The following is a 23,332-nucleotide window of genomic DNA, read 5'->3' as shown; positions in this document are numbered from 1 at the left end:
TTAAAATTGAACATTTAAACCGAAAGAAATTGTTCTTAATAAAGAATATTTAGAATCTGTTCCTCCCGTTAAGCTTAAACGTGGATCATAACCTTGTCTTTTAGACCATAAATGCACATTATCAACTAAACCGTAAAGACGTAATTGCGATAAACCTAAAACATCAGCTACTTTAGAATCAAATGTATATCCAAATGAAATGTTTTGAATACTTAAATAATCTGATTTAATAAGTCCTAATGTAGATGTTCCATAATTTAAACGCGTATCAGCAATATCAACTCTTGGCAAAGTTGCAGAAGTATTTTGAGGAGTCCAAGTATTTGCAAAATCTCTGTGGAAATTTTCACCTCTATCTGGAGACATTCTTGCCATATATGTACCATCATATCCGTAACCACCTACTTGATAAGCAAAATTAATCCCTACATCAAAACCATGATAATCCGCATTTAAACCAAAACCACCATAAAAATCAACTAAAGCAGATTTTCCTGTTTCCCTTTGTTCTGCTTCTGTATAATCTTCAGTAATGAAGGTAGCTCCTTCTTCACGAACACCAGTTGTTGGATTAAAATTTGTTTTAAATTGCGCATTACCATTCACTGGATTTACCCCAACAAATTCTCTTAAATAGTAATCATAAACTGATCCTCCTTCTTGACGAAGATACAAACCATTAACTTGTCCATTATTTTTTAAAAGACTTTCTGGCAATCTTGTAATTTTATTTTCGTAGTGAGTCGTATTAAAATTGAACGATAAATTAAATTTATCTTTTCTAATAATATCAGCATTAAGCGTTACTTCAAAACCAGTATTTTGCATATCACCATTATTTTCAGGAATATTAACATATCCTGCTGATGGTCCTAATGGTCTTAAATACAACATATCATAAATTTTTCTTTGGAAAAACTCAGCTTCAACAGTAAGTCTGTTGTTAAATAATCCTAAATCGAAACCAGCATTCAAGTTAGCATTCTTTTCCCAAGAAATATTTCTATTTTCTTGTGTTGGGCTACCTGTAAAAGAAATTGGTAAAGATGTATCTGTAGTTACGTTAACAGTATAACTATATAAATAAGGCAATTCAAAACCAATGTTATCATTTCCTTGCTCTCCATAACTTGCTTTTAATTTTAAGTTACTTAACCAACTTACATCACTTAAGAAAGATTCTTTAGAAGCTATCCAAGCTCCACCTAAACCATAGAAATTACCCCATCTGTTTTCAGGAGCAAATCTAGAAGAAGCATCTCTTCTGAAACTACCATTTAAAAAGTATTTACCATTGAAATCATATGTTAATCTTGAGAAGAAACCTTCTAAAGCATACGAATTTCCTCCTCCAGTATTCCCTTGAAGTACACCCGCTTGATCTACATACGGACTATCTGGTAATAACAACTTAGAGCGATCTGCAGAAACATAATCATTTCTTCTATCTAATGATTCATGTCCTAACAATAAGTTAAAGTTATGATTACCAAATGATTTGTCATATTTTAATAATTGTTGATTAGTTAAAGCTATTCTTCTATCATTTGAATAACTTATACGTCCACCAGCACCTACAGCATCTCCATATAAAGGAGTATCTAAACTTCTATCATATTGAGTAAATAAATCCCCAGTAATTGTATATGTAAATGTTAATCCTTTTAAAAGCTCAACATCTAAGAAAACACTAGAATACAAGTTATCTGTTCTATACTCTTTTATGTCATAGATTGCTGTAGCATAAGGATGTTGCAATGAACCATAAGGTCTAACTGGAAATCCTGGCGTTCCATTATAACCCGTTCCATCATCATAAACTTGTGAACCATTTGCAGCAAATACAGGATTACCTGCATTGTCATACAAATAAACTGGGTAAATTGGCGCAACTGCTCTTGTCCAAGCAAATGGATTACTATAAGCACTACCTCCAGTATAACCATCATTGTAATCTTGAGAATTGTGTGTATAACTTGTAGTTCCACCCATTCTGAAATTCTTAGCAATTTGGCTATCAATACTTAATCTCGAAGTAATTTTTTCAAATCCTGAATTAACTACATACCCTTCATTTTTTTCATACCCTAAAGACAGAAAATGTTTTGTTTTTTCATTACCTCCTGATATACTTAAATTAGACTGTGAAAAAAGACCGTCACCAAAAAGAAAATCAGACCAATCTTCATTATACTTCAGTCTTGCATTAGGATTTAATTGTCCTGTTGCTGGATTGATTAATTGATCATTTGGAACATTGTAAGCATTATAGTTCAAACCATTAGAACCAGTGATTAAGTCATTAGCTGCTAATGCAGCAGCTTGAGCTTCTGGTAAGTTTGGACCATTAAACATCAAGTCATTTTTATACGCTTGAAAATATGCTTCGTAATATTCTTTTTGACCTGTCATTAAATCATATTCCTTAACAGCTCTATTAACAAAACCTACTTTTGAATCAAAAGTTATTTTAGTTGCTCCTAACTTTCCTTTTTTAGTAGTCACAATGATAACCCCATTCGCTCCTCTATTTCCATAAAGAGCCGCTGCAGAAGCATCTTTCAAGAAAGTCATCGACTCGATATCTTGAGAACTAATAGACGCGATATCTCCATTGAATGGCACACCATCTACAACATATAAAGGCGCAGCTGAAGCATTAAGTGACCCAATACCTCTAAATCTAATAACTGGAGGATCTCCTGGCATACCGTTATTGTTAATTACTTGAACTCCGGCAACCTTACCTACTAAACCTTGCAAAACGTTACCAGATGTAATCTTGGCAATATCTTTAGATTTAACCTCGGCTATCGAACCTGTTACAGATTCTTTCTTTTGCACACCATAAGCAACTACTACTACTTCTTCTAAATTAACTCCAGATTGTAATGTTACATTATACGTGTTTGAGTCACCAACAGTGATAGTTGAATCATCCATACCAACATAAGTAAAGACTAAAACATCACCTGCGCTAGCTTTAATAGAGTATCCTCCATTAAAATCAGTAGTAGTACCTTTATTAGTACCTTTAACAATAACATTAGCTCCTGCTAATGGGCCTAAAGCATCAGAAACGACACCTGTAACAGTTTTCTCTTGCGCGAACGAAAACTGCATTGTAAACGCTAATAAAAGCGAGAAAATCCATTTAAACTTCGATCTCATATTAATTTTTATTTGAGTTAGTTATTTCGCAAACTTCTTAATAATTTCTTAAATAACCAAATAATACTTCGGAATATTACTTTTTTAAAATGTTAAATATTTAATTATTAAATTGCATTAAACTAATCAATACTACTTTTTAGATAATAAAAATTCAAAAAGGTTGCGTTAAAAACTATATTTTTGTCAAAAAAATAAAATGTTAATTAAAAGTTACAGTAATTTAACACTTGAATGCGGAACAGATGAAGCAGGGAGAGGTTGTTTAGCTGGACCAGTAACAGCTGCAGCAATAATTTTACCTAAACACTTTGAATCAAATACTTTAAACGACTCAAAACAAGTGTCTGAAAAAAATCGCTTCAAACTTAGACCTTTTATTGAAGCTGAAGCCTTATCATTTTCTTTTTCTCATGTACACCATCAAGAAATTGATGAAATAAACATTTTGAATGCTTCAATGAAAGCCATGCAAGAAAGCATTTTACAATTACAACCTCTTCCAGAATTTATTATAGTAGACGGGAACAGACCTATCTTTTCTAAATTAGGCCTAAAAAACAAGTTTGGGAAAATATTTACGGATGAAGAAATTTCAATTTTAAAACAAATTCCGAATCAAAGTATTATTAAAGGAGATTCAAAATACTTAAGTATTGCTGCCGCATCAGTTCTTGCTAAAACCTACAGAGATGAATACATGGACAAAATTCATGAAGAATTTCCTATGTATAATTGGAAAAAAAACAAAGGATATCCCACAAAAGAACACCGTGAAGCTATAAAAAAATACGGGCCGTGCAAATACCACAGAATGAGCTTTAAACTCCTTCCAGAACAATTAACTTTAGATTTATAATTTCAATTCATTAAGAAACTAATACAAATTCATTTTCAAACAATACTTTAAAATGTTTTAATATTTTTTCTTTAACCAAAGCTTCATCAACATGAGTATTCAATTCAGCATGCATTGAAGTAACTGCTTTTCCTTTAATCCCACAAGGAATTATATTATCAAAATAACCTAAATCTGCATTCACATTCAAAGCAAATCCATGCATGGTTACCCAACGACTAGCACGAACTCCCATTGCACAAATTTTTCTTGCAAAAGGAGTACCTACATCTAACCAAACACCTGTTTCTCCTTCACTTCTAGTTCCTACAATATTATATTCAGCTAAAGTCAAAATAATCGCTTCTTCCAAAAAGCGCAAATATTTATGTATATCGGTAAAGAAATTTTCCAAGTCTAAAATTGGATAACCCACAATTTGACCCGGTCCGTGATAGGTAATATCTCCTCCTCTATTAATTTTATAAAAAGTAGCACCTTTCGCTTCCAATTGTTTTTCAGAAAGCAATAAATTTTCAATGTCACCACTTTTTCCTAACGTATACACATGCGGATGCTCTACAAAGAGAAAATAATTGAATGTTTCAATCGCTGTTTCTTCTCTTCTATTTTGTATTTTTTGATCTACTATTTCTTTAAAAAGGACTTCTTGGTAATCCCAAGTTTCTTTGTAGTCTTTTTTACCTAAATCCTGAAGTTTTATTTTCTTATTCATAAAATTGCACTTTAAAACTTAAATCTTCTTGATTCTCTAAATCATCTAACAATATTTCATACGTAAAAGATTTTTTATCTTCACTTATTTTTGCGTTCTTTAAAGAAACCGATTTTATTTTCTTAGGAAAGGTATATTTCATAACATACGAACATTCTTTCAATGCCTCTTTAAGTTGTTTTGAAAACTCATCCTCTCCTAATTCTTCATTTTCAGATAATTTTTTCTTTTCTTTCTTTTTCTTTATTTTGGAAACAATTTTCTTTTCAAAATAACGCTCATTATAGGTATAAGTCGTTTCATAGTTTTCCTTATCGTCATCTGCTTTATCTGCTCCCATAGCCAAACTTTTATCCATTTTTGACAAAGCTCCTATACTTTTAAAAGGATTCATATCTTTAGACATGGCTTCAAAAGAAGGCAGTTTCATACCCATTTCGTAAAGAAAAATATCTTTTGATTCATCAACTTTCATATGAATATCAAAATCGGCTAAAAATTCTAATTGGGTTCTAACACTATCTGGTAGTTTTGCAATACTATCTTTATGCTCCGCTAACAACGCTTTGAAATCTAAAACTGTATCATACACTTTTTGATTTTTCTTAGCTTCACCTTCTTTTTTCCCTAGCTTTAACATAGGTGAAAAATCAAAACCGTATTTTAAATCTACTTCTTTCAATTCATTGACAGCTATTGTTTCTTGAATTTTACAACTCACTAAAACAGATAATATACCGATAAGAAAGATTATTTTTTTCATTTTTACAAATTTGATACAAATATACAAATACTTTCTAGTATAGCCCTGACAGAAGTAACATCCTTTTTTGCATTTTAACATCTTTTTTTAATAACAAAAAAGATAGAACGAATGGCAGGAAAATAGTGCGCAAAAACAAGACAAACCTTCGCTCCAAATAAAATGCAAACTTTTGAAGTTTTATACTTTTAAACTTTTAAACTAATACTTATCTTTGCACGCTTAAAAAGAATTTATATGCAACTTTCAGAACAAGAAATCATTAGAAGAGACAAGCTTACAGCTTTGCGCGAACTTGGTATCAACCCTTATCCTGCAGATTTATTTCCTGTAAAAGAAACATCGAAGCAGATTAAGGAAACTTTTGAAGAAGGTAAGAAAGTTGTAGTGGCTGGACGTTTAATGAGTGTTCGTGACCAAGGTAAAGCTGCTTTTGCTGAATTACAAGACAGTGAAGGACGTATTCAATTGTATTTGAATCGTGATGTAATTTGCCCAAACGAAGACAAAACATTATACAATCAAGTTTTTAGAAAATTAACCGATTTAGGTGATTTTATAGGGGTTGAAGGGGAATTATTTACTACGAAAGTGGGTGCAAAATGTATTCGTGTAGAAAATCTTACCTTTTTAAGTAAAACATTACGTCCTTTACCATTACCTAAAACGGATGACGAAGGTCATGTTTTTGATGCTTTTGTGGATCCAGAATTGCGATACAGAATGCGTTATGTAGATTTAGTAGTAAACCCTCAGGTAAAAGAAGTATTTGTTAAGCGTACCAAATTATTTAATGCGATGCGTACTTTTTTCAACAATGCAGGTTATATGGAAGTGGAAACTCCTGTATTACAAGCGATTCCTGGTGGTGCTGCAGCTAGACCTTTTATCACACATCATAATAGTTTAGACATTCCATTATACATGAGAATCGCTAACGAATTGTATTTAAAAAGATTAATCGTAGGTGGTTTTGATGGTGTATATGAATTTTCTAAAAATTTCCGTAATGAAGGGATGGACAGAACGCACAATCCAGAATTTACAGCTATGGAAATTTATGTAGCTTATAAAGACTACAACTGGATGATGGAATTTACCGAAAACCTATTAGAATATTGCGCATTACAAGTTAATGGAACAACGGAAGTTACTTTTGGAGACAAAAAAGTAGATTTCAAAGCGCCTTATGCTCGTGTTACCATGACCGATGCTATCAAACAATTTACTGGTTTTGACATTACAGGAAAAACTGAAGCAGAATTATTTGAAGCTGCAAAATCTATGGGGATTGAAGTAGATGATACCATGGGTAAAGGAAAATTAATTGATGAAATATTTGGTGAAAAATGTGAAGGTAATTTTATCCAACCTACCTTTATTACGGATTATCCAAAAGAAATGTCTCCTTTATGTAAATCCCACAGAGATAATCCAGATTTAACCGAACGTTTTGAACTGATGGTTTGTGGAAAAGAGATTGCCAATGCCTATTCGGAATTAAATGATCCTATTGACCAAAGAGAACGTTTTGAAAACCAAATGGCATTAGCTGCAAAAGGAGATGATGAAGCCAACGGAATTATTGACGAAGACTTCTTAAGAGCGTTAGAATATGGTATGCCTCCAACTTCTGGTTTAGGGATTGGTATGGATCGTTTAATGATGTTCTTAACAAACAATGCTTCGATTCAAGAAGTATTATTCTTCCCGCAAATGCGACCAGAAAAAAAAGGCCCGGAATTAACGGAAGATGAAAAACATATTCTTGAACTTTTAAAAGCTAACGAAGGAATCTCAATAGGTGATTTAAAAGAAAAAGCAGGCTTAAGCGGGAAAAAATGGGATGCTGCAAGCAAAGGTATCGTGAAACATGGTTTAATGAAAATTAAAGTGGAAGGCGATGCAAAAATTGCTGAATTTTTAGGAAAATAATTATTTAAATAAAAAAAGGAACTCAATTGAGTTCCTTTTTTGTTTACAAACTATAATTAAAATGGATACTCCACCTATAATTAGCTTCTACATTTCCACCTGTTAAATTTTGATGAATCGGCAACATAGCATTGGCTCCCAAAGAGAATCTATTTTTACCAATTTCAAAACCCATTTTCCCAAACAAAATATCTCCTTCAGTATTTCTTACTTTTTGTTGGTGTTGGTAATTACTTTCATACACTTCTCCTGCAAAACCTAGCTGAGGCACAAAAGAAAAACTTTCGTTAGCTACAACATAAAAAAAGGTACCGCCATAATTAAATTGGTTCCCAAAACGATAGTTTTTTTCATTTTCCGTTTTAATAGTATAATTCAACATCGCATTGAAACCGATTTGTTTTTTTCGAAATATGTATTCTGTTGCTACAATATAATCCCAACTTCCAGTTCCTAATTGGTAACTTGGATTAACACTTCCATTGTTTGACTCATTGTATTTTCCTGTTGGTATTTTTACACCACCACCCAACAAAACATGATGTTTAAACGTTAAGGAATCCTTCTTTGTTTTTACAATGGAATAAAATCCTAAAGCTGTAAGATCTCCTAGACCAGAAATAGATTGGCCACCTGTATTTGATTCTCGATTATGAAATTGATAAGGTAAAAGCAAAGAAACTTGAATTTTAGTAGTAACTGGTATTCTTCCCCAAAGTTGAATGGTGTTAAAATTTTCGTTGTACCAAGGTGAATTGCTATACAACCCATCTGTACTTTGATAGGATTGATAAAAATAACGAACTCCAATAAAATTAGGATTTAACATCGAGGAAAAACCCATACTTCCACCACTCGCAGAACAACCGCAAGCATCACAATCATCTAATAATTTGTAATATCTTTTAAAAGGATTTTCCGTAACTAAACTATCTTTTTCGGCAGCATAAGTCATTGAAAACCCAATTATTATAAATAGCATTATTTTTTTCATCTGTATATTTCATTTTTTAAAATTCTGCAAAACGCGTATCTGTCAAAAACTCATTATCGGTTAATGTTTTTAAGAAAGCGATAATTTTTATTTTTTCATCGTTTGCTAAGGAAATTCCTAAAACACCATTTTGATTTAAACTAGAATCTAAATTTTGTGTATTTACAACTCCATTGGAATAATGATCTAAGACTGCTTCTAAAGTAAAAAAACGACCATCGTGCATATAAGGTGCCGTTTTTTCTATATTCCGTAAACTAGGAACTTTAAACGTGTACCGATCTTCTTCAAGTTCTGTTACATGATATCTTCCATTATCTTGAATTTGAGGATTAATTGATAGACCGTTGTTTCGAAACGAATTATCTGTAAAAATATCGGTAGCATGACAACTTGCACATTTTTGATTAAAAAGAGCATAACCTTCTAATTCCTCAGAAGTAAGTACTCCTCCTGCCTCGTTTCTTCTATATTTATCAAAACGCGAATTAGAAGAAGTAAGCATCGTCATGAATTGCGCTAAGGCTTTTAGCATATTTTCACTATTAATGACACCGTTTTCAAATGCTTGTTGGTAAAGCTTTTTATATTGGGAATCATTTTGCATCATGGTTATAATGTTACCAATGTTCCCGTTCATTTCTACTTCGTTCGAAATAGGATTCATAGACAACAATTCGATATGATTAGCTGCTCCATCCCAGAAAAACTGGGTTTGATAAGCCATATTCTGAATAGGTGGTGCATTGCGTGTTCCAATGCCTTCTCCCACACCATGACTAAATGTATGCCCGTGATGTGTAAAAGCATTTTCTTGAATATGACAAAAACCACACGCCACCACGCCATCTGAAGCCAATCGGCCGTCATAAAAGATTTTTTTTCCTAATTCGAATCCTTTTTCTGTTAAAGGATTGTATTCCATAGTATAAGCCAAAGGAGGAAAGTTACTGGGTATTTGATAATTTATAGGTATATTTTGATATTCCGAATCTTTATCGGAACTACAGCTTACAAATAACAATAAGACTGCAACAATTACTATTTTTTTCATCTTTTTAGGATTTTAGCCCTGATTGAAAGGAATAGCCCGCAGGGTGTATCATTATATTTTCTTATTTTTAAAAAGCGACCTAAGAAGCTCTTTTAAAAATTGTAGAAAATAAACGATACAACCGAGGACTAGTACTGTAAAGCAGGAATGGCTTCTATATACAATTAATCATTATGTACATGATGTACTTCAAACATGTTGGGTACATTATTTGCCATAATATTTTGCACTTTGGCTCCACCCATAACCATGCCACCATCTTCGAAATTAACCACTGTAGTTCCGTCGATAATGTCTTTTAAATTTGACATAATGTGGATTTGAGGTGTAATTGTAGTGCGTACTAAAGCCTTCTCTGGTAAATTTAAACTTACTTCAGCATAATTGTAAATTTCCCCAGTTTTCCCAGTATGAACCATAAAACTAGCATCGGTATAACTAGGCGAAGTATAGGTTCCTTCAAATTTAACGAACTTATAACCCGCTGCCCAAGACCAAGTCATTCCCAAAACATCGGCTCTTTCCCATAAGTTGCCTTGTCCTGTGCCACCCATATTAAATTGGGCTTCATCAACCCCAATTCCAAAAGAAATTTTCGTGTAGTTTGCCGCTGGAATATTAGGTAAAGAAAGCAAAGTACTAGCAGCATCTGCTTCATTAACAAAGAAATAACTATCGGATTTAGGCACTGTATAAGTAGCCCCATCTTCTTTGGTTAAAACGATATTGCTTACGATATAAACCACATCGGTTACCTTAATAATTTCTCCGTTAGAGTTTGTATAAGGTGTATTAAATGCAAAATTGGCATCGCCATAAATGTTATCAAATTCTACTTTTAGTGTACCTGTACCATTAGTAGTTGTATCGTCTTCGTTTGAACAAGAAAGTAAAGTTGTAGCAGCAACCATTGCGATTGCTATATTTTTTAATGAATTTTTCATCTTTTATTTTTAAAATTTTATATATGAGTAATTGCTCCAAGGCAAAACCTTAGAAAATTTTGAACATAAGTGTTCTCAGATTGATATAAAACCTATCTGTAATTAATTAAAAAAATTAAGATGTAAAATGGGAGGATGAAAGATGGAATATGTAGCAACAGATTGATACAAATTCTGATAAAAAACGTCTTTTTCTTGGATTAAAAAGAAATCTTTAAAAAGAATGTTCAATCTTTCTATTTCGTTACAAAATAAAACTTCGATTTCTTGATGTCCATTTTTTTTGTTGGATGAAATAGGTTTTTCTGATTCTGAAGCTTTAGCAAGCTCTTTGGCTAAATGACACTTTCCATTACATTTTAGTTCTGGTTTGGCTACATTTTCGCATAATTCTGTTGCTATATATTCATAATTAACAATATAATCCAATACTGGAATTACTGGTCTTACCAGTATAAATAATGCTAAAAGGAACATTGCTTTTTTCACGAAGCAAATATACATAATACTGACTTAATGAAGGCATGATATGAATCATTTTTCCGTGTTAATTAAACCTTTTAAAATTTTAAGTATCTAATAGATATAAACATTAAAAAAAAGAATTATGAGAACAATAATGTTAGCATTAGTTTTAGCTTTTAGTACAGTTAGTATGGCACAAAACAAGGAAATGAAAAGAGAAAAATTAAGTTCGGAAGAAAAAGTGGCTAAACAATTAGAAAAAATGACCACTGATTTAAGCCTTACCAATGAGCAACAGGAAAAGTTAAAACCTATTCTTGAAACTCAAATGAAAAAGAGAGAAAAGAAAAGAGAAGAGATGAAAGAAGCGAGGGCGTCTCAAGAAAAAAAGAATCGTGAAGAGAGACAAAAAATGAAGCAAGAAATGGAAGAAAACCATACTGAATTCAAAAAAAGTCTATCAAAAGTTCTAACTCCTGAGCAAATGGAAAATTGGGAAAAAAATCAAAATGAAAGAAAAGAAATGGCTAAAGAACATATGAGAGAAAGAAAAAGAAATAAGAAATAAATAAAAGAGGACATTTTTTTTGGATTAAAGCTAAAATTAATTTAGATTTGATACCTTATAACCAATAAATCCATTAAAAATGAAAAGAATACTAGCTATTTTTGTTTTATTATTTGCATTCGGTTTAAATTCATATGCTCAAGAAAAAAACGAAAAATTTACAGCTTTAGCTAAAAAAGACAGCAAAGATGTAGTTACTTTATTAGAATTAGGAGATAAAGAAGAAACTGATTTTTTCAGATTATTTTATCACAAGTACGAGGAACAAGCTCTAACTACTGATGCTGAAAGAAAAAAAATTATTTCTAATCAAATATCTAAAAAATTACAAGCTTCTTTAACTCCAGAGAAATTTGAAAAATTGAAAAAAAACACAACTCTTTATGAAAGAGTAGTTAACTAAAAAAACCTGCTTTAAGCAGGTTTTTTTTATATTGTCACTGTTACTTCTTTAATTGTGTTTATGGTATAATCCAGATCTTCATAAGTCAATGCATCTGTAATAAACCAAGTTTCATATGCTGAAGGAGCAATATAAATTCCTTTTTCAAGTAATGCATGGAAAAAGTTTTTAAACATTGCATTATCTCCATTTTTAGCCGTTTCAAAATCATACACAGGAGCAGCATCAAAATGAACCGAAATCATAGACCCTACTCTATTAATAGTGAATTGAACTTTATTTTCAGATAAAACTTTATGTATTCCTTTTTCTAAATAAGCGGTCTTTTCTTCTAGTCTTTGAAAAATTGTAGCATCTTCATGTAATGATTTTAACATTTCATAACCCGCAGCCATAGCCAATGGGTTTCCTGACAAAGTTCCTGCTTGATATACAGGACCTAAAGGCGATAAAAAATTCATAATTTCTTCTCTAGCAGCAAAAGCACCTACAGGCAAGCCTCCACCAATAACTTTTCCAAAACAGACAATATCTGCAACAACATCATATAATTCTTGTGCTCCGCCTTTTGCAAGACGAAATCCCGTCATAACTTCGTCAAAAATAAGTAATGCTCCATTACTAGAACAAACTTCTCTTAATTGACTTAAAAAGCCTTCTTTAGGAGGAATACAACCCATATTTCCCGCAACTGGTTCAATAATTAAAGCCGCTATCTCATCTTTATTGGCTTCAAATAAAGCCTTAACATTATCTATATCATTATATTTTGCTAATAAAGTATCTTTAGCTGTTCCAGTAGTTACACCAGGACTATTTGGAACACCAAATGTACTTGCTCCACTACCCGCAGCAATAAGAAAAGAATCTGAATGCCCATGGTAACAACCCGAAAATTTAATTATTTTTTCTCTTTTTGTAAAACCTCTTGCTAAACGAATGGCACTCATACAAGCTTCTGTACCTGAGCTAACAAAACGTATTTTGTCGATATTTGGCACCATAGAAACTGCTAATGCTGCTATTTTAGTTTCTAATTCTGTAGGTGTACCAAAAGAGGTACCTTTCTTTGCTTTTTCTATAACTGCATTTACAACTGGCTCATATGCATGACCTAAAATCATTGGTCCCCAAGAATTAATATAGTCTATATATTTTCGATCGTCTTCATCAAACAAGTAAGCTCCTTTGGCTTCTTTTATAAAAATTGGAGTGCCACCAACTGCCTTAAAAGCTCTAACAGGTGAGTTTACTCCTCCAGGTATTACTTGGTTTGCCTCTACAAATAACTGATTACTTCTTTTGTATAACATTATTTAACTTTAATTTTTTGACCAATAGACAACGAATTATCTTTTAGTCCATTTATTTTTTTTAATTCTTCTACAGATACATTGAATTTCTTTGACAATGAATAAAGCGTATCTCCTTGTTGTATGATGTAAAAAGTATCCTTTTTTGAGGCTAGCAACACTTCATTTCTTTCCTGAGAATCGATTGTTTTACCTTTTAAGACCTCTTTATCATATTTATCTAATTCATACCTTTCAATAATTCCAATGAGTTTGGATGGATATTTTGGATCTGTAGCATATCCAGCGGCTTTAAGTCCTTTTGCCCATCCTTTAAAATCATCTTTATCTAAGTCAAATAATTTATTATACCTACTTCTCGAAGTAAGAAACAACGAATGATCTCTATAAGAGTCTGCTGGGTCTTGGTATTTTCTAAAACATTCTTGTGCAGCGTCGTCATCGTGAGTAATCGATGGTCCATTCCACTCTTTATGACATTTTATTCCAAAATGATTATTTGCTTCTTTACAAAGTCTTCCGTTTCCAGCACCAGATTCTAAAATACCTTGGGCTAAAATAATACTAGCTGGTATTCCATATTGTTGCATATTTTGTTTAGCTACTTCTCTAAAAGAGTCGATGTAAGCATTCACACTGCTATAAGTAACAGAAACTTTAGATGTTGCTTCAAGTTCCTCACTTTGTTCTGTTATTTCCTCTGAAGTAGCATTTGGGTTGTTACTTACTGGATTGGGCTTTTTAGCTGTAGTTATTGTTCTTGTAGTTACTGTTTTATTTCTATTAGCAGTAGTTTTTTTGCTTTTAGAAGCACCACAACTAAAAATAAAACAAGCCATGCAAATATAAATTAGTTTCTTAATCATTCGTATTGTAATAGCGCTTTATTCTTTTTTAATCTAATTGTATTTATTCCTTTTATTCCTTGTAAACCTCCTGTATGAATCAATAAAATTTTACTATTACTCGGAAATTTATTTTTTTGAATCATGTGTAAAACTCCATACATCATTTTACCCGTATAAATTGGATCCAAAGGTATTCCTGTAGTTTTATAAAATTCATTTAAAAAAGTTATTAAATCGTCTGAAACTTTTCCATAACCTCCAAAATGATACTCGTTATTTATATTCCAATTTTTTTTAGATACAAATTTACAAATCACTTCTGATAAAAAATCCCCTTTTAAAGCAGAAAAACCAATTATTTTCTGATGCTTTGTTGAAGCATTAATTATTCCTGACAATGTTCCTCCTGTTCCAACGGCACAACAGATATAATCAAACTGAACATCTTCTTGCACTAAAATTTCCTCACATCCTTTGATTGCTAAATCATTTGTTCCTCCTTCAGGTAAAATATAGCCCCCTTCAAATTTTATTTTTAATTCTTCTAGATAGGATGCGTCTTCTTTTTGTGAATACTTTTCTCTGGAAATAAAATCAAATTGCATTCCAAAACTACTTGCTAAAGATAACGTTGGATTTTCGATAATCTTATTTTCCAATTCCTCTCCTCTAATAATTCCCAATGTAGCTATACCATACTCTTTACCAGCAGCAGCTACAGCTAAAATATGATTTGAATATGCTCCTCCAAAAGTAATGAGTAGTTTCGCTTTTTTATTGAGCGCTTCTTGTATATTATATTTTAATTTTCTAAACTTATTTCCAGATATATAAGGATGTAACAAATCGTCTCTTTTAATATACAATTCTATATTATTTGGTAAGCTTATATCTATTTTTTGATTCACTTTGCAAAATAACAAAAAAACCTCGATACTAATCGAGGTTTAAAAGAATAAATAAAGGGTAAATATTATTTTCTTGTTATAGAAACTTTCTTATCTATTTGCAAATTATCTTGTGTAGCTAATTTCACAAAATAAACTCCATCGCTTAAACCACTTGTAACTACTTGAATTTCTTCCGAATTTCCTAAATTTCTTTTACTAACAACCATTTTACCAGTTACATCAAATAGATTTATCGATTGAATATCTTTTTGTAAAGGATTAAAAATGGTTAGCTGCTGATTATCATTATTTTGATAAACCTGAAAAGAATTTACCACAGCATTGTCATCTAAATCTAAAGTAGCTGTATTTGATTTAAAAGTAATCTCAAAACGTGTTTTATATACTCCTGGATCTAATGTAACGCTAAAAAAACTATTTTTGATGTCATAATACAAGTTAGCTTCTTTGTCATGTATGTAGATTTCATTAGCTAAATCAAAATTAATCAACTCATTAACGGTCACATTAAACAAAGTTTGAACATCAGCTTTAAAAGCAACTGGTATTTTTTTATCTATATCGAACGTCATCGTAGAAATAACAAACTGCTTGTCAGCATCTAAAGGAAAATACATATCTCTTGGCAGATTAGCTTCTGGAGTAATTGCATCTAATCCAATATCATATCCATCGGTTGCATAATTATTAAAAGCTAAGGCAGTTTCTCTAGTATACTCATCATTCATAATCGTATGAATTTTAAACTGAGGGACTTGTCCTTTGCTAAATTGCGTATAATCAACATTAGCTACATTAGGAATTTCATCCCAATTACCACTACTCAATGTTGCATTTGCATTACGTTCAAATTGAGAATTACTAGCCACACCCTCTTTAACAAAGGCTCTATAACGATTTCTCATCTGTGCATTTCCTACAGCAACCCCTTGCACTTTAAACCCTTGTCCTACTGGTGTAAACATTCTTACATAAGCACTTCCAGCCGAAGATCCAGTAGTATTAGGTGTACCATCTCCATTGTAAGTATTCCATGTTGGCGAGGTATACGTTCCTGGAGAAAAAGCAGTGGCTCCATTGGCTACATACACACCATAACCTCCTACATACTGTGATACATAATGAGAAGTAGCTGGCTTTTGATGTTCCCAAAAATAAGCATTTCCATTAATGACTGGTGAACCCGTTAAAGAGTAGGCTCCAGTAGAATAATTTACAGTGTAACCACTATTTTCTAATAAGAATAAATTTAAATTTATCGCTGAAGGATAAGGGTTCCCTGTTAAAGTTCTATTAGGATAATCTGGACCTGCGAGTGTTCCTACAGGAATAGAAATAGTTCCTTCATTTGGTTTCCCTCTAAAATCATAACGCTGATTATTACCAGGGTTATTTGCTACACCTTCATTGCTATCAGCAACAACTGTATCTGAACCTGAAACACCTTTCATAGTAAATCCTTCACCTGCATTTAAACTAGAATTATCGCCCACATATGCCCATTGTCCATATTGATTTGACTGAACATACTTATAAACCCATCTCGCTGCTATGGAAAGAGAAGAACTTGAAGACACCCCATTTAAAGATGAAGCTGGTAAAATAGTAGCTGCTGAGCTCGTTGTTATGGCAGTAGGCCTAAACAACCTTGTAATTCCAAAACTAGCATTCCCTACAGATGCAGCAGGAACACCTACTGGCGAACACCAATAATTATAGCCATAATTATTTGAAGTTCCTTCTTGAAAAACTGATAAATTACCTAAACCACTATTTAAACTGGTTGCTGTATTTCCTTGTAATAACTGGGATTTATTTCTTAAATAAAAATTACCATTATTATCTAGATTTACATCTTGTGCAACATACACATAAGCGTCATTTACAAAAACATAGCTGTTTGGACTAACATACATTTGAGCATTTAAGTCTAAAACAAATAAAAACAAAAAATAAAATAATGCTTTTCTCATAATCAAGAAATTTTGTTATTACATCGTGCAAAAGTAATTAAAAAAAAACAAGCATTGATACTTAATAGTTTAAATGCAAAAATTATCTTCAAATTACACTTTAAAGATAAACAATCTAATTAGAAAACAATCATAAGTACATAAAAAAAATACCTACAAAACAAAAAAAAATCGACAAACGGTAATTAAAAAAGCTAAAACAAACTTAATTTAACATAAAATACAGATTATCTATTGGTTATGTTAAAAAAAAGAATTAATTTTGTACCAGTTTTAGGTTAAAAAAATGCTAAAAACCAGTAGAAAAAATTACTAATTTAACCAAATCGTCTATGAAGATACTTTACTCATTAAATGAGTTATGCTCTATTTTTGTGTCCAAAAATAATCATAACTTAAGAAAAAACAATTTTTTTATTGTTTTGTGTGTTCTTTTATTTTCAACCGTTACTTTTGGACAACTTAACAATTGTGGAGATGGAGCATCGGGAGAAATTATTGTAGGAACTACTTGCTCCCCTGTCTCTTTTGATTCAGACAACAATACTGATTATTGGAATGGTGCTTCTGGCTGTAATGCAGAAGATAGAGATGATGCTTGGGGATGGTTTGATGCCACCACCAACTCAACAACGATAACTTACAACAGTAATCAAGATGCTATTCTTCATCTATTTACCGGATCATGTTCTACTGGAATGACAGAAATTGCCTGTTCAGATAATACATGGTTTGGAGACGAAACAATAACTTATGCCACTACACCTGGCGTTCGATATAGGATAAGAATTCAAAGATACAACTCAAACAACAACATGACTGGTACTATTTGTGTTTATTCAAATATTCCAGCTCCAACTATCACGAGTTTTTCACCTACAAGTGGATGTGTTGGCTCTACATTTACAATTACTGGAACTAGTTTTTCTAGCGCAACCGCTGTTAGTATAGGCGGGACAAATGTAACCTCATTTACCATTAATTCAGACACTTCAATAACAGCTACAGTAGGTACAGGAACTACAGGTTTCGTCAGAGTTACTAACCCTACTGGCACCGCTACATCATTAGGTTTTTTTACTGTAGTTGCTACACCAACTATTACTTCACAACCAGTTTCAACACTAATTTGCAAACCTGGTAATGGTTCCTTTAGTGTAACCGCTAGTGGTGCAACTACCTATCAATGGCGTAGAAATGGGATAAATTTAACCAATACAGCGCCATATAGTGGTGTTACAACAAACACCCTAACCTTAACTGACCCGGCTTTAGCTATAGCGGGAACATTTGATGTTGTGGTTGGAAATGGATTTTGTTCTACTACATCTAATTCAGCTACTTTAACAATAGATAACACACCAGTAATCAACACACAACCTAGCGCTATTGCTATTTGTGAATCTGGAAGTGGTTCATTTACTGTTACTGCAACGGGAGGCGCTACATATCAATGGAGAAGAAACGGAGTAAACTTAACCAATACTGCTCCTTACAGCAATGTAACTAGTTCGACTTTAAATATAACAAATCCACCTGTTGGAGCCGCAGGAAATTTTGATGTGATTGTTACCTCAACTTCTGGATGTACAACTATATCAAACACAGCAGCATTAACAGTTACAGCAGTTCCTACTAATCCAGGAAACCCAACAAGTAATTCTCCACAATGTAATCCTACTGGAGTCACTTTAACAAGAACTGGAACGCCACCTGCTGGAGAGACTTGGTATTGGCAAACAACGCCGGGAGGAACAACCACAACAAATAGCAACTCAACACTTACAGTTAATACCTCTGGAACATATTACATTCGATCAAGAAACAACACTACTGGCTGTTGGAGCACTGGAGAAGGAAGTTTAGCTGTAGTGGTAAGCAACACTTTATCTACAATTGCAACCACACCTAGCCCTGGTAATGCTACCTCAGGAATATGCTATGCTGGCTCAGGAACTGTTTCTTCTATAAGTTGGGCAGCGGTAGCTGGAGCTACTTCATATGATGTTTACTTTAGCGCTGGAAGTTTACCAGCTGTTGTAACCGCTAACGTAGCAACAAACAGCTATAACACTGGTGCATTAACAGCATCTACTACATATTATTGGAAAGTTGTACCTCGAAATCTTTGTGGAGCAAGTACAGGAACTCCTACAGTATGGAATTTTACAACTACTGATAAACCATGTTATTGTACTTCTTCAGGAGGAGGAAGTTCTAACGGAATTACAGGTGTTCAATTTAACACTATAAACAATACAGGAACAGCTACTAACATTAGCTATTCAAACTTCACAGCAATATCAACTACTGTATTAAAAGGAATTGCATACAATCTAAATGTATCAGTAAATACAGCCGGAAACAACACACATTACCAAACCGTATGGATTGACTGGAACGGTAATGGCTTATTTACAGATGCTGGTGAATCTTATAATTTAGGTACTGCAACTAATGTAACCAATGGTTTAAGTTCTGCTTGTCCTTTCTCTATAACTGTTCCAGCAGGAGCCATAACAGGTCAAACTAGGATGAGAATTCAATGCAAATACAATTCTGTTACAGGTGATCCTTGTGCTACAGGTTTTAGTGGCGAGGTTGAAGATTATACTTTAAATATTATTCCAGCTTCACCATGTTCAACACCAACAGCACAACCTACTGCTTTATCGTTGAGCCCAACAGGTACTTTTATATCAGGTTCATTCACACCAGCCTCACCTGCTCCAAATAATTATTTAGTTATTTACAACACAACAGGTGTTACTCCATCTCCTGCAAACGGTACTACTTATTCTGTAGGAGGAACAGTAGGCGCTGGAAATATTGTGGTTTCAAATGACAGCAGTACCAGTTTTACTATATCTGGGTTAACCAATTCAACCACTTATTATGTATTCGTTTTTTCATATAATTCATTTTGTACAGGAGGCCCTCGATACAACACAACAAGCCCTCTAACAGGATTTACGAGTACCAATACGCAAAATTACTGTACTCCTTCTGTTACTCCTGGATTACAATCGTCAAATTATATCACTCAAGTAGATTTCTTAGGAAACATTGTTAACTCAAGCAACACCTCTACTTTTTCAACAAACCCATCTGGCTTTCAAGATTTCTCATCTTTAACCCCTAAAGCTACTCAAGCACAAGGTGAAGGTGTAAATATTTTTGTAGACACTAACAGAAACTCTGCTGTATACATGAAGGCATGGGTAGATTGGAATAAAGACAATACTTTTGACAATACAACAGAAATAGTTTACCAATCGACTAGTGGTTTCTTAAATACAACTTTTGGATTTGTTGTTCCAACAACTGCAACTCCAGGAGATTATCGAATTAGAATTAGAATCAACACCGGAAGTAATAGTTTTAACTCTTGTGGCAATCTAAACAGTGGAGGTGAAACTGAAGATTATACTTTCACAGTAATCGCAAATTGTGCTGCTAAAATTCAAACCATATCATCAGCAACTAGATGTGGTACAGGAACAGTAACATTAGGTGCTACAGGAACAGCAGGAACAGTACAATATAGATGGTATTCTGCTAAAACTGGCGGTGTATTAGTAGGAACTTCAAACACAACTACTTGGACAACACCATCAATTTCAACCAACACGCCTTATTTTGTAACTGCTTTTAATGGAACTTGCGAATCTCTTTTTAGAACTCAAGTTATAGCCTATGTTAAGCCAGTTTCTGATATTACCTTTACAACTTCAAATCCTGAAGTTTGTGGAGAAGATAGTATCATTGCATTATCAGCAAACACAACAACTGAGCAAGTTTATTTAATTAATGAGAATTTTGAAAGTGGCCTTGGTGTATTTTCAAACAACAGCATTGCTTCACCAAATACTTCAATAACGAATTGGCAATCAAGAAGCAGTACTTATGTTCCACCATACCCTACATACCCTGTTTGGTATCCTGCAATTTCTTCAGGATTTAGCCCAAATAATTTTGTAATGTCTACCTCAGATTTATCAACAGGAGGTTCTTCCTTTGGCAAAGTAGAAACAGCTTTAGAATCTACAACAGTAAACACAACAGGATTCTTAAACTTAACATTATCTTTCAGAATGTATTTTTCAAGCTACTATGACGCTAATAGTTCAACAGTAGAATTTGTAACTGTTGAATATAGAAATGGTTCAGGTGCTTGGACAGCAGTACCTTCTGGGATATATGTATCAGATGTGGGAATTGGAACTCAATTTGCAACACAAACTTTCGACTTAACTTCTTATGTTAATATATCATCATTCCAATTAAGGTTTAGATATAAAGCAGGATGGTGTGATGGAGTAGCTATTGATGATGTTCAATTATATGGAGACAGGCCATTAACACCTGCCTTTACATGGACAAGTGCTTTACCTGTTGATGCTTATATTGATGCTGCTTGTACCATTCCATATACTTCTGGAACACCAATTTCAACAGTATACATTAAACCAACTGTAACGCAATTAGAAACACCATCATATTCTTTTACAGCTAATGCTAATTTAACGAATGGATGTACCACTAGTTCAACAATAAATGTTACCAATAAAACTAAAATTTGGAAAGGTGGCACTTCTACAGATTGGAACGATGCAAATAACTGGTCACCTGTAGGTGTTCCAGATATAAATACTTGTGTTATTATTTCTAACACAGGAGTAAACTCTTTATTAAATACAGGAGCTAATGGAAATGGTAAAAATTTAACTATCAAATCTGGAAGCACTTTAAATATTCAAAACAACCAATCGTTAACAATTAAAGAGTTTGTTGTAAATAATGGCAATTTCAATTTAGACAACAACACTAGTTTAATTCAAATAGACAATGTAGCAAATTCTGGATCAGGCACTTCAACCATGAACAGACAAACTACAACGGCAAATACTTTTGATTATATTTATTATTCTTCTCCAGTAAGTAATTTCCCTGTAAATAGTATTCCAGGAACTCCTAGATACATTTGGTTACCTACAGTTAACAGAGCTCCTACTTATCCAAGTAACTTTGGAAGTTGGACTGGTGCAACTGGAAATATGACAATAGGTAAAGGATATATTATTAGACAAGGAGCCGCGGGTCTTGTATCAGCAAACTTCACTGGCACATTTAACAATGGAAACATCTCAATTCCAGTTTCAAGAGGAACTTATGACGGAGCTAATTACACTGGACCTACAACCACACCAGTAACAAAAGATGATGATAATTTAAACTTAATTGGTAATCCATACCCTTCAGCCATCAACGCTATAGATTTCTTAAACACTAATACAAACCTTGAAGGTTTTGTTAAAATATGGACGCATGGAACTGCAGTAAGTAGCTCTACAACAAATCCGTTTTATCAAAACTTCCAAAGCAATTATTCTATAAATGACTACATTACTTATAATGCGAGTGGTTCTTCATCAGGACCTGGAGTATTTGGCGGTTTAATAGCGTCTGGTCAAGGATTTTTTGTACAAATGAAACACACTAGTGTAGCAACTACAGAAGCTGTAACTTTCAACAATAGCATGAGAAATGCAACTTACAGCAACAGTCAGTTTTATAGAAATACCAATACAAACAGTAATGAAGCCAATAGAATTTGGCTAGACTTAACTAAAGAAAATGGACCATCTGTAAGAACGTTAGTTGGTTACATTTCCAATGCCACCAATGATGTAGATAGACTATATGATGCTCCAGCAGTTGATAAAAACTATTTTGATATTTATTCTTTTGCAAACACAAATCAAAAATTAAATATCCAAGGTAAAGCCGTACCATTTAATACTACTGATCTTGTTCCTTTGGGAATGTATATTACTCAAGATGGTAATTATACTATTGGCATAGGCGCAGTTGATGGTTTATTTACAGACACCAATCAAGGGATCTATTTAGAAGATTTAAATGATGGAATTATTCACGACTTAAGATTAACACCATACAGTTTTACTTCTAATGCTGGTAATATAGACAATCGATTTATCTTAAGATTTACACCTTCAAATACTTTGGATAATCCAAATTTTGATTCCAATGAAAATGATGTATTAATTCTTAATGATGATATTCTTACCATAAAATCAGTAACAAATGAAATTGAGAGTATTGAGTTATATGACATTTTAGGAAAAAGAATTAGAAATATTGAAAAAGTAAATTCATTTGAACAACAAATTAATAATTTATTAAAAAATAGTAGCCCATATATAATTAAAATAAAATTAACTAATGGGGTTACTGTAAATAAAAAGATTATATTTTAAAAAAATAAAAATTTCTTCATAGTCAAAAAAACCAGTCTACGACTGGTTTTTTTATGTCTTTTTATTAAATAAAATATCACAAATTCAATAATATTGTTAAATTATTTTGTATATTTTAACAATATTATCTATTTT

16 protein-coding genes are annotated in these 23,332 nt (G+C 32.7%); 5 read left to right on the top strand and 11 right to left on the bottom strand.

The genetic code is table 11. The annotated features are described in order from the left end of the window. Entirely contained in the window at window positions 1–3,171 is a 3,171-nt protein-coding gene (locus tag CX675_RS16805; RefSeq protein ID WP_130736413.1) for a TonB-dependent receptor, read from the bottom strand. Between the two features lie 199 nt (window positions 3,172–3,370). On the opposite strand from CX675_RS16805, the gene CX675_RS16800 reads away from it, so the two are divergent. Continuing rightward, the gene (locus CX675_RS16800; protein ID WP_130736412.1) at window positions 3,371–4,030 is read left to right on the top strand and encodes a ribonuclease HII; all 660 of its coding nucleotides are present in this window, start codon (window positions 3,371–3,373) and stop codon (window positions 4,028–4,030) included. 10 nt (window positions 4,031–4,040) lie between these two features. Here CX675_RS16800 and lipB read toward each other — a convergent pair whose 3' ends face one another. Continuing rightward, entirely contained in the window at window positions 4,041–4,745 is a 705-nt protein-coding gene (gene lipB, locus CX675_RS16795; protein ID WP_130736411.1) for a lipoyl(octanoyl) transferase LipB, read from the bottom strand. Continuing rightward, window positions 4,738–5,508 (bottom strand): hypothetical protein, encoded by a 771-nt coding sequence (locus CX675_RS16790; protein WP_130736410.1) that lies wholly within the window; start codon window positions 5,506–5,508, stop codon window positions 4,738–4,740. Before CX675_RS16790 ends, lipB begins: the two co-directional genes overlap by 8 nt. 237 nt (window positions 5,509–5,745) lie before the next feature. Between CX675_RS16790 and lysS the strand changes: the two genes are divergently transcribed. Beyond that, window positions 5,746–7,443, top strand: a complete 1,698-nt coding sequence (lysS, locus tag CX675_RS16785; protein WP_130736409.1) for a lysine--tRNA ligase — start codon at window positions 5,746–5,748, stop codon at window positions 7,441–7,443. A gap of 43 nt (window positions 7,444–7,486) precedes the next feature. Here the strand turns inward: lysS and CX675_RS16780 are convergent, their stop codons facing one another. From CX675_RS16780 to CX675_RS16765, 4 genes are all read right to left on the bottom strand, one after another. Further along, window positions 7,487–8,437, bottom strand: coding sequence for a transporter (locus tag CX675_RS16780; RefSeq protein WP_130736408.1), 951 nt, complete (start codon window positions 8,435–8,437; stop codon window positions 7,487–7,489). 16 nt (window positions 8,438–8,453) lie between these two features. Then, window positions 8,454–9,491, bottom strand: a complete 1,038-nt coding sequence (locus tag CX675_RS16775) for a cytochrome-c peroxidase (protein ID WP_130736407.1) — start codon at window positions 9,489–9,491, stop codon at window positions 8,454–8,456. 164 nt (window positions 9,492–9,655) lie between these two features. Further along, window positions 9,656–10,435 carry an MbnP family protein gene (locus CX675_RS16770; RefSeq protein WP_130736406.1) on the bottom strand — a complete coding sequence of 260 codons (780 nt, stop codon included), beginning with the start codon at window positions 10,433–10,435 and terminating at the stop codon, window positions 9,656–9,658. A gap of 102 nt (window positions 10,436–10,537) precedes the next feature. Next, complete coding sequence (locus tag CX675_RS16765; RefSeq protein WP_240723675.1) at window positions 10,538–10,912, bottom strand: hypothetical protein; 375 nt, start codon at window positions 10,910–10,912, stop codon at window positions 10,538–10,540. A gap of 130 nt (window positions 10,913–11,042) precedes the next feature. On the opposite strand from CX675_RS16765, the gene CX675_RS16760 reads away from it, so the two are divergent. Beyond that, on the top strand, window positions 11,043–11,468 hold the full coding sequence (locus CX675_RS16760) for a Spy/CpxP family protein refolding chaperone (protein ID WP_130736405.1): 426 nt from the start codon (window positions 11,043–11,045) through the stop codon (window positions 11,466–11,468). A 79-nt stretch (window positions 11,469–11,547) separates the two neighbouring features. Next, complete coding sequence (locus CX675_RS16755) at window positions 11,548–11,871, top strand: hypothetical protein (RefSeq protein WP_130736404.1); 324 nt, start codon at window positions 11,548–11,550, stop codon at window positions 11,869–11,871. 26 nt (window positions 11,872–11,897) lie between these two features. On the opposite strand, the gene hemL is transcribed toward CX675_RS16755, so the two are convergent. From hemL to CX675_RS16735, 4 genes are all read right to left on the bottom strand, one after another. Continuing rightward, window positions 11,898–13,184: a glutamate-1-semialdehyde 2,1-aminomutase gene (gene hemL / locus CX675_RS16750; RefSeq protein WP_130736403.1), complete on the bottom strand. Its 1,287-nt coding sequence runs from the start codon at window positions 13,182–13,184 to the stop codon at window positions 11,898–11,900. Continuing rightward, window positions 13,184–14,050: a glucosaminidase domain-containing protein gene (locus CX675_RS16745; RefSeq protein ID WP_130736402.1), complete on the bottom strand. Its 867-nt coding sequence runs from the start codon at window positions 14,048–14,050 to the stop codon at window positions 13,184–13,186. Before CX675_RS16745 ends, hemL begins: the two co-directional genes overlap by 1 nt. After that, on the bottom strand, window positions 14,047–14,940 hold the full coding sequence (locus CX675_RS16740) for a 1-aminocyclopropane-1-carboxylate deaminase/D-cysteine desulfhydrase (protein WP_130736401.1): 894 nt from the start codon (window positions 14,938–14,940) through the stop codon (window positions 14,047–14,049). Before CX675_RS16740 ends, CX675_RS16745 begins: the two co-directional genes overlap by 4 nt. 65 nt (window positions 14,941–15,005) lie before the next feature. Then, window positions 15,006–16,916, bottom strand: a complete 1,911-nt coding sequence (locus tag CX675_RS16735; protein ID WP_130736400.1) for a T9SS type A sorting domain-containing protein — start codon at window positions 16,914–16,916, stop codon at window positions 15,006–15,008. A 332-nt stretch (window positions 16,917–17,248) separates the two neighbouring features. Here CX675_RS16735 and CX675_RS16730 point away from each other — a divergent pair, with 332 nt between their 5' ends. After that, complete coding sequence (locus CX675_RS16730; RefSeq protein ID WP_130736399.1) at window positions 17,249–23,197, top strand: GEVED domain-containing protein; 5,949 nt, start codon at window positions 17,249–17,251, stop codon at window positions 23,195–23,197. The last annotated feature ends 135 nt before the right edge of the window (window positions 23,198–23,332 follow it).

It is taken from the genome of Flavobacterium sp. J27, assembly GCF_004303025.1.
GTDB lineage: Bacteria > Bacteroidota > Bacteroidia > Flavobacteriales > Flavobacteriaceae > Flavobacterium.
The sequence above is the reverse complement of the archived record's forward strand: the minus strand, read 5'-3'. Positions and strand labels throughout refer to the sequence as shown.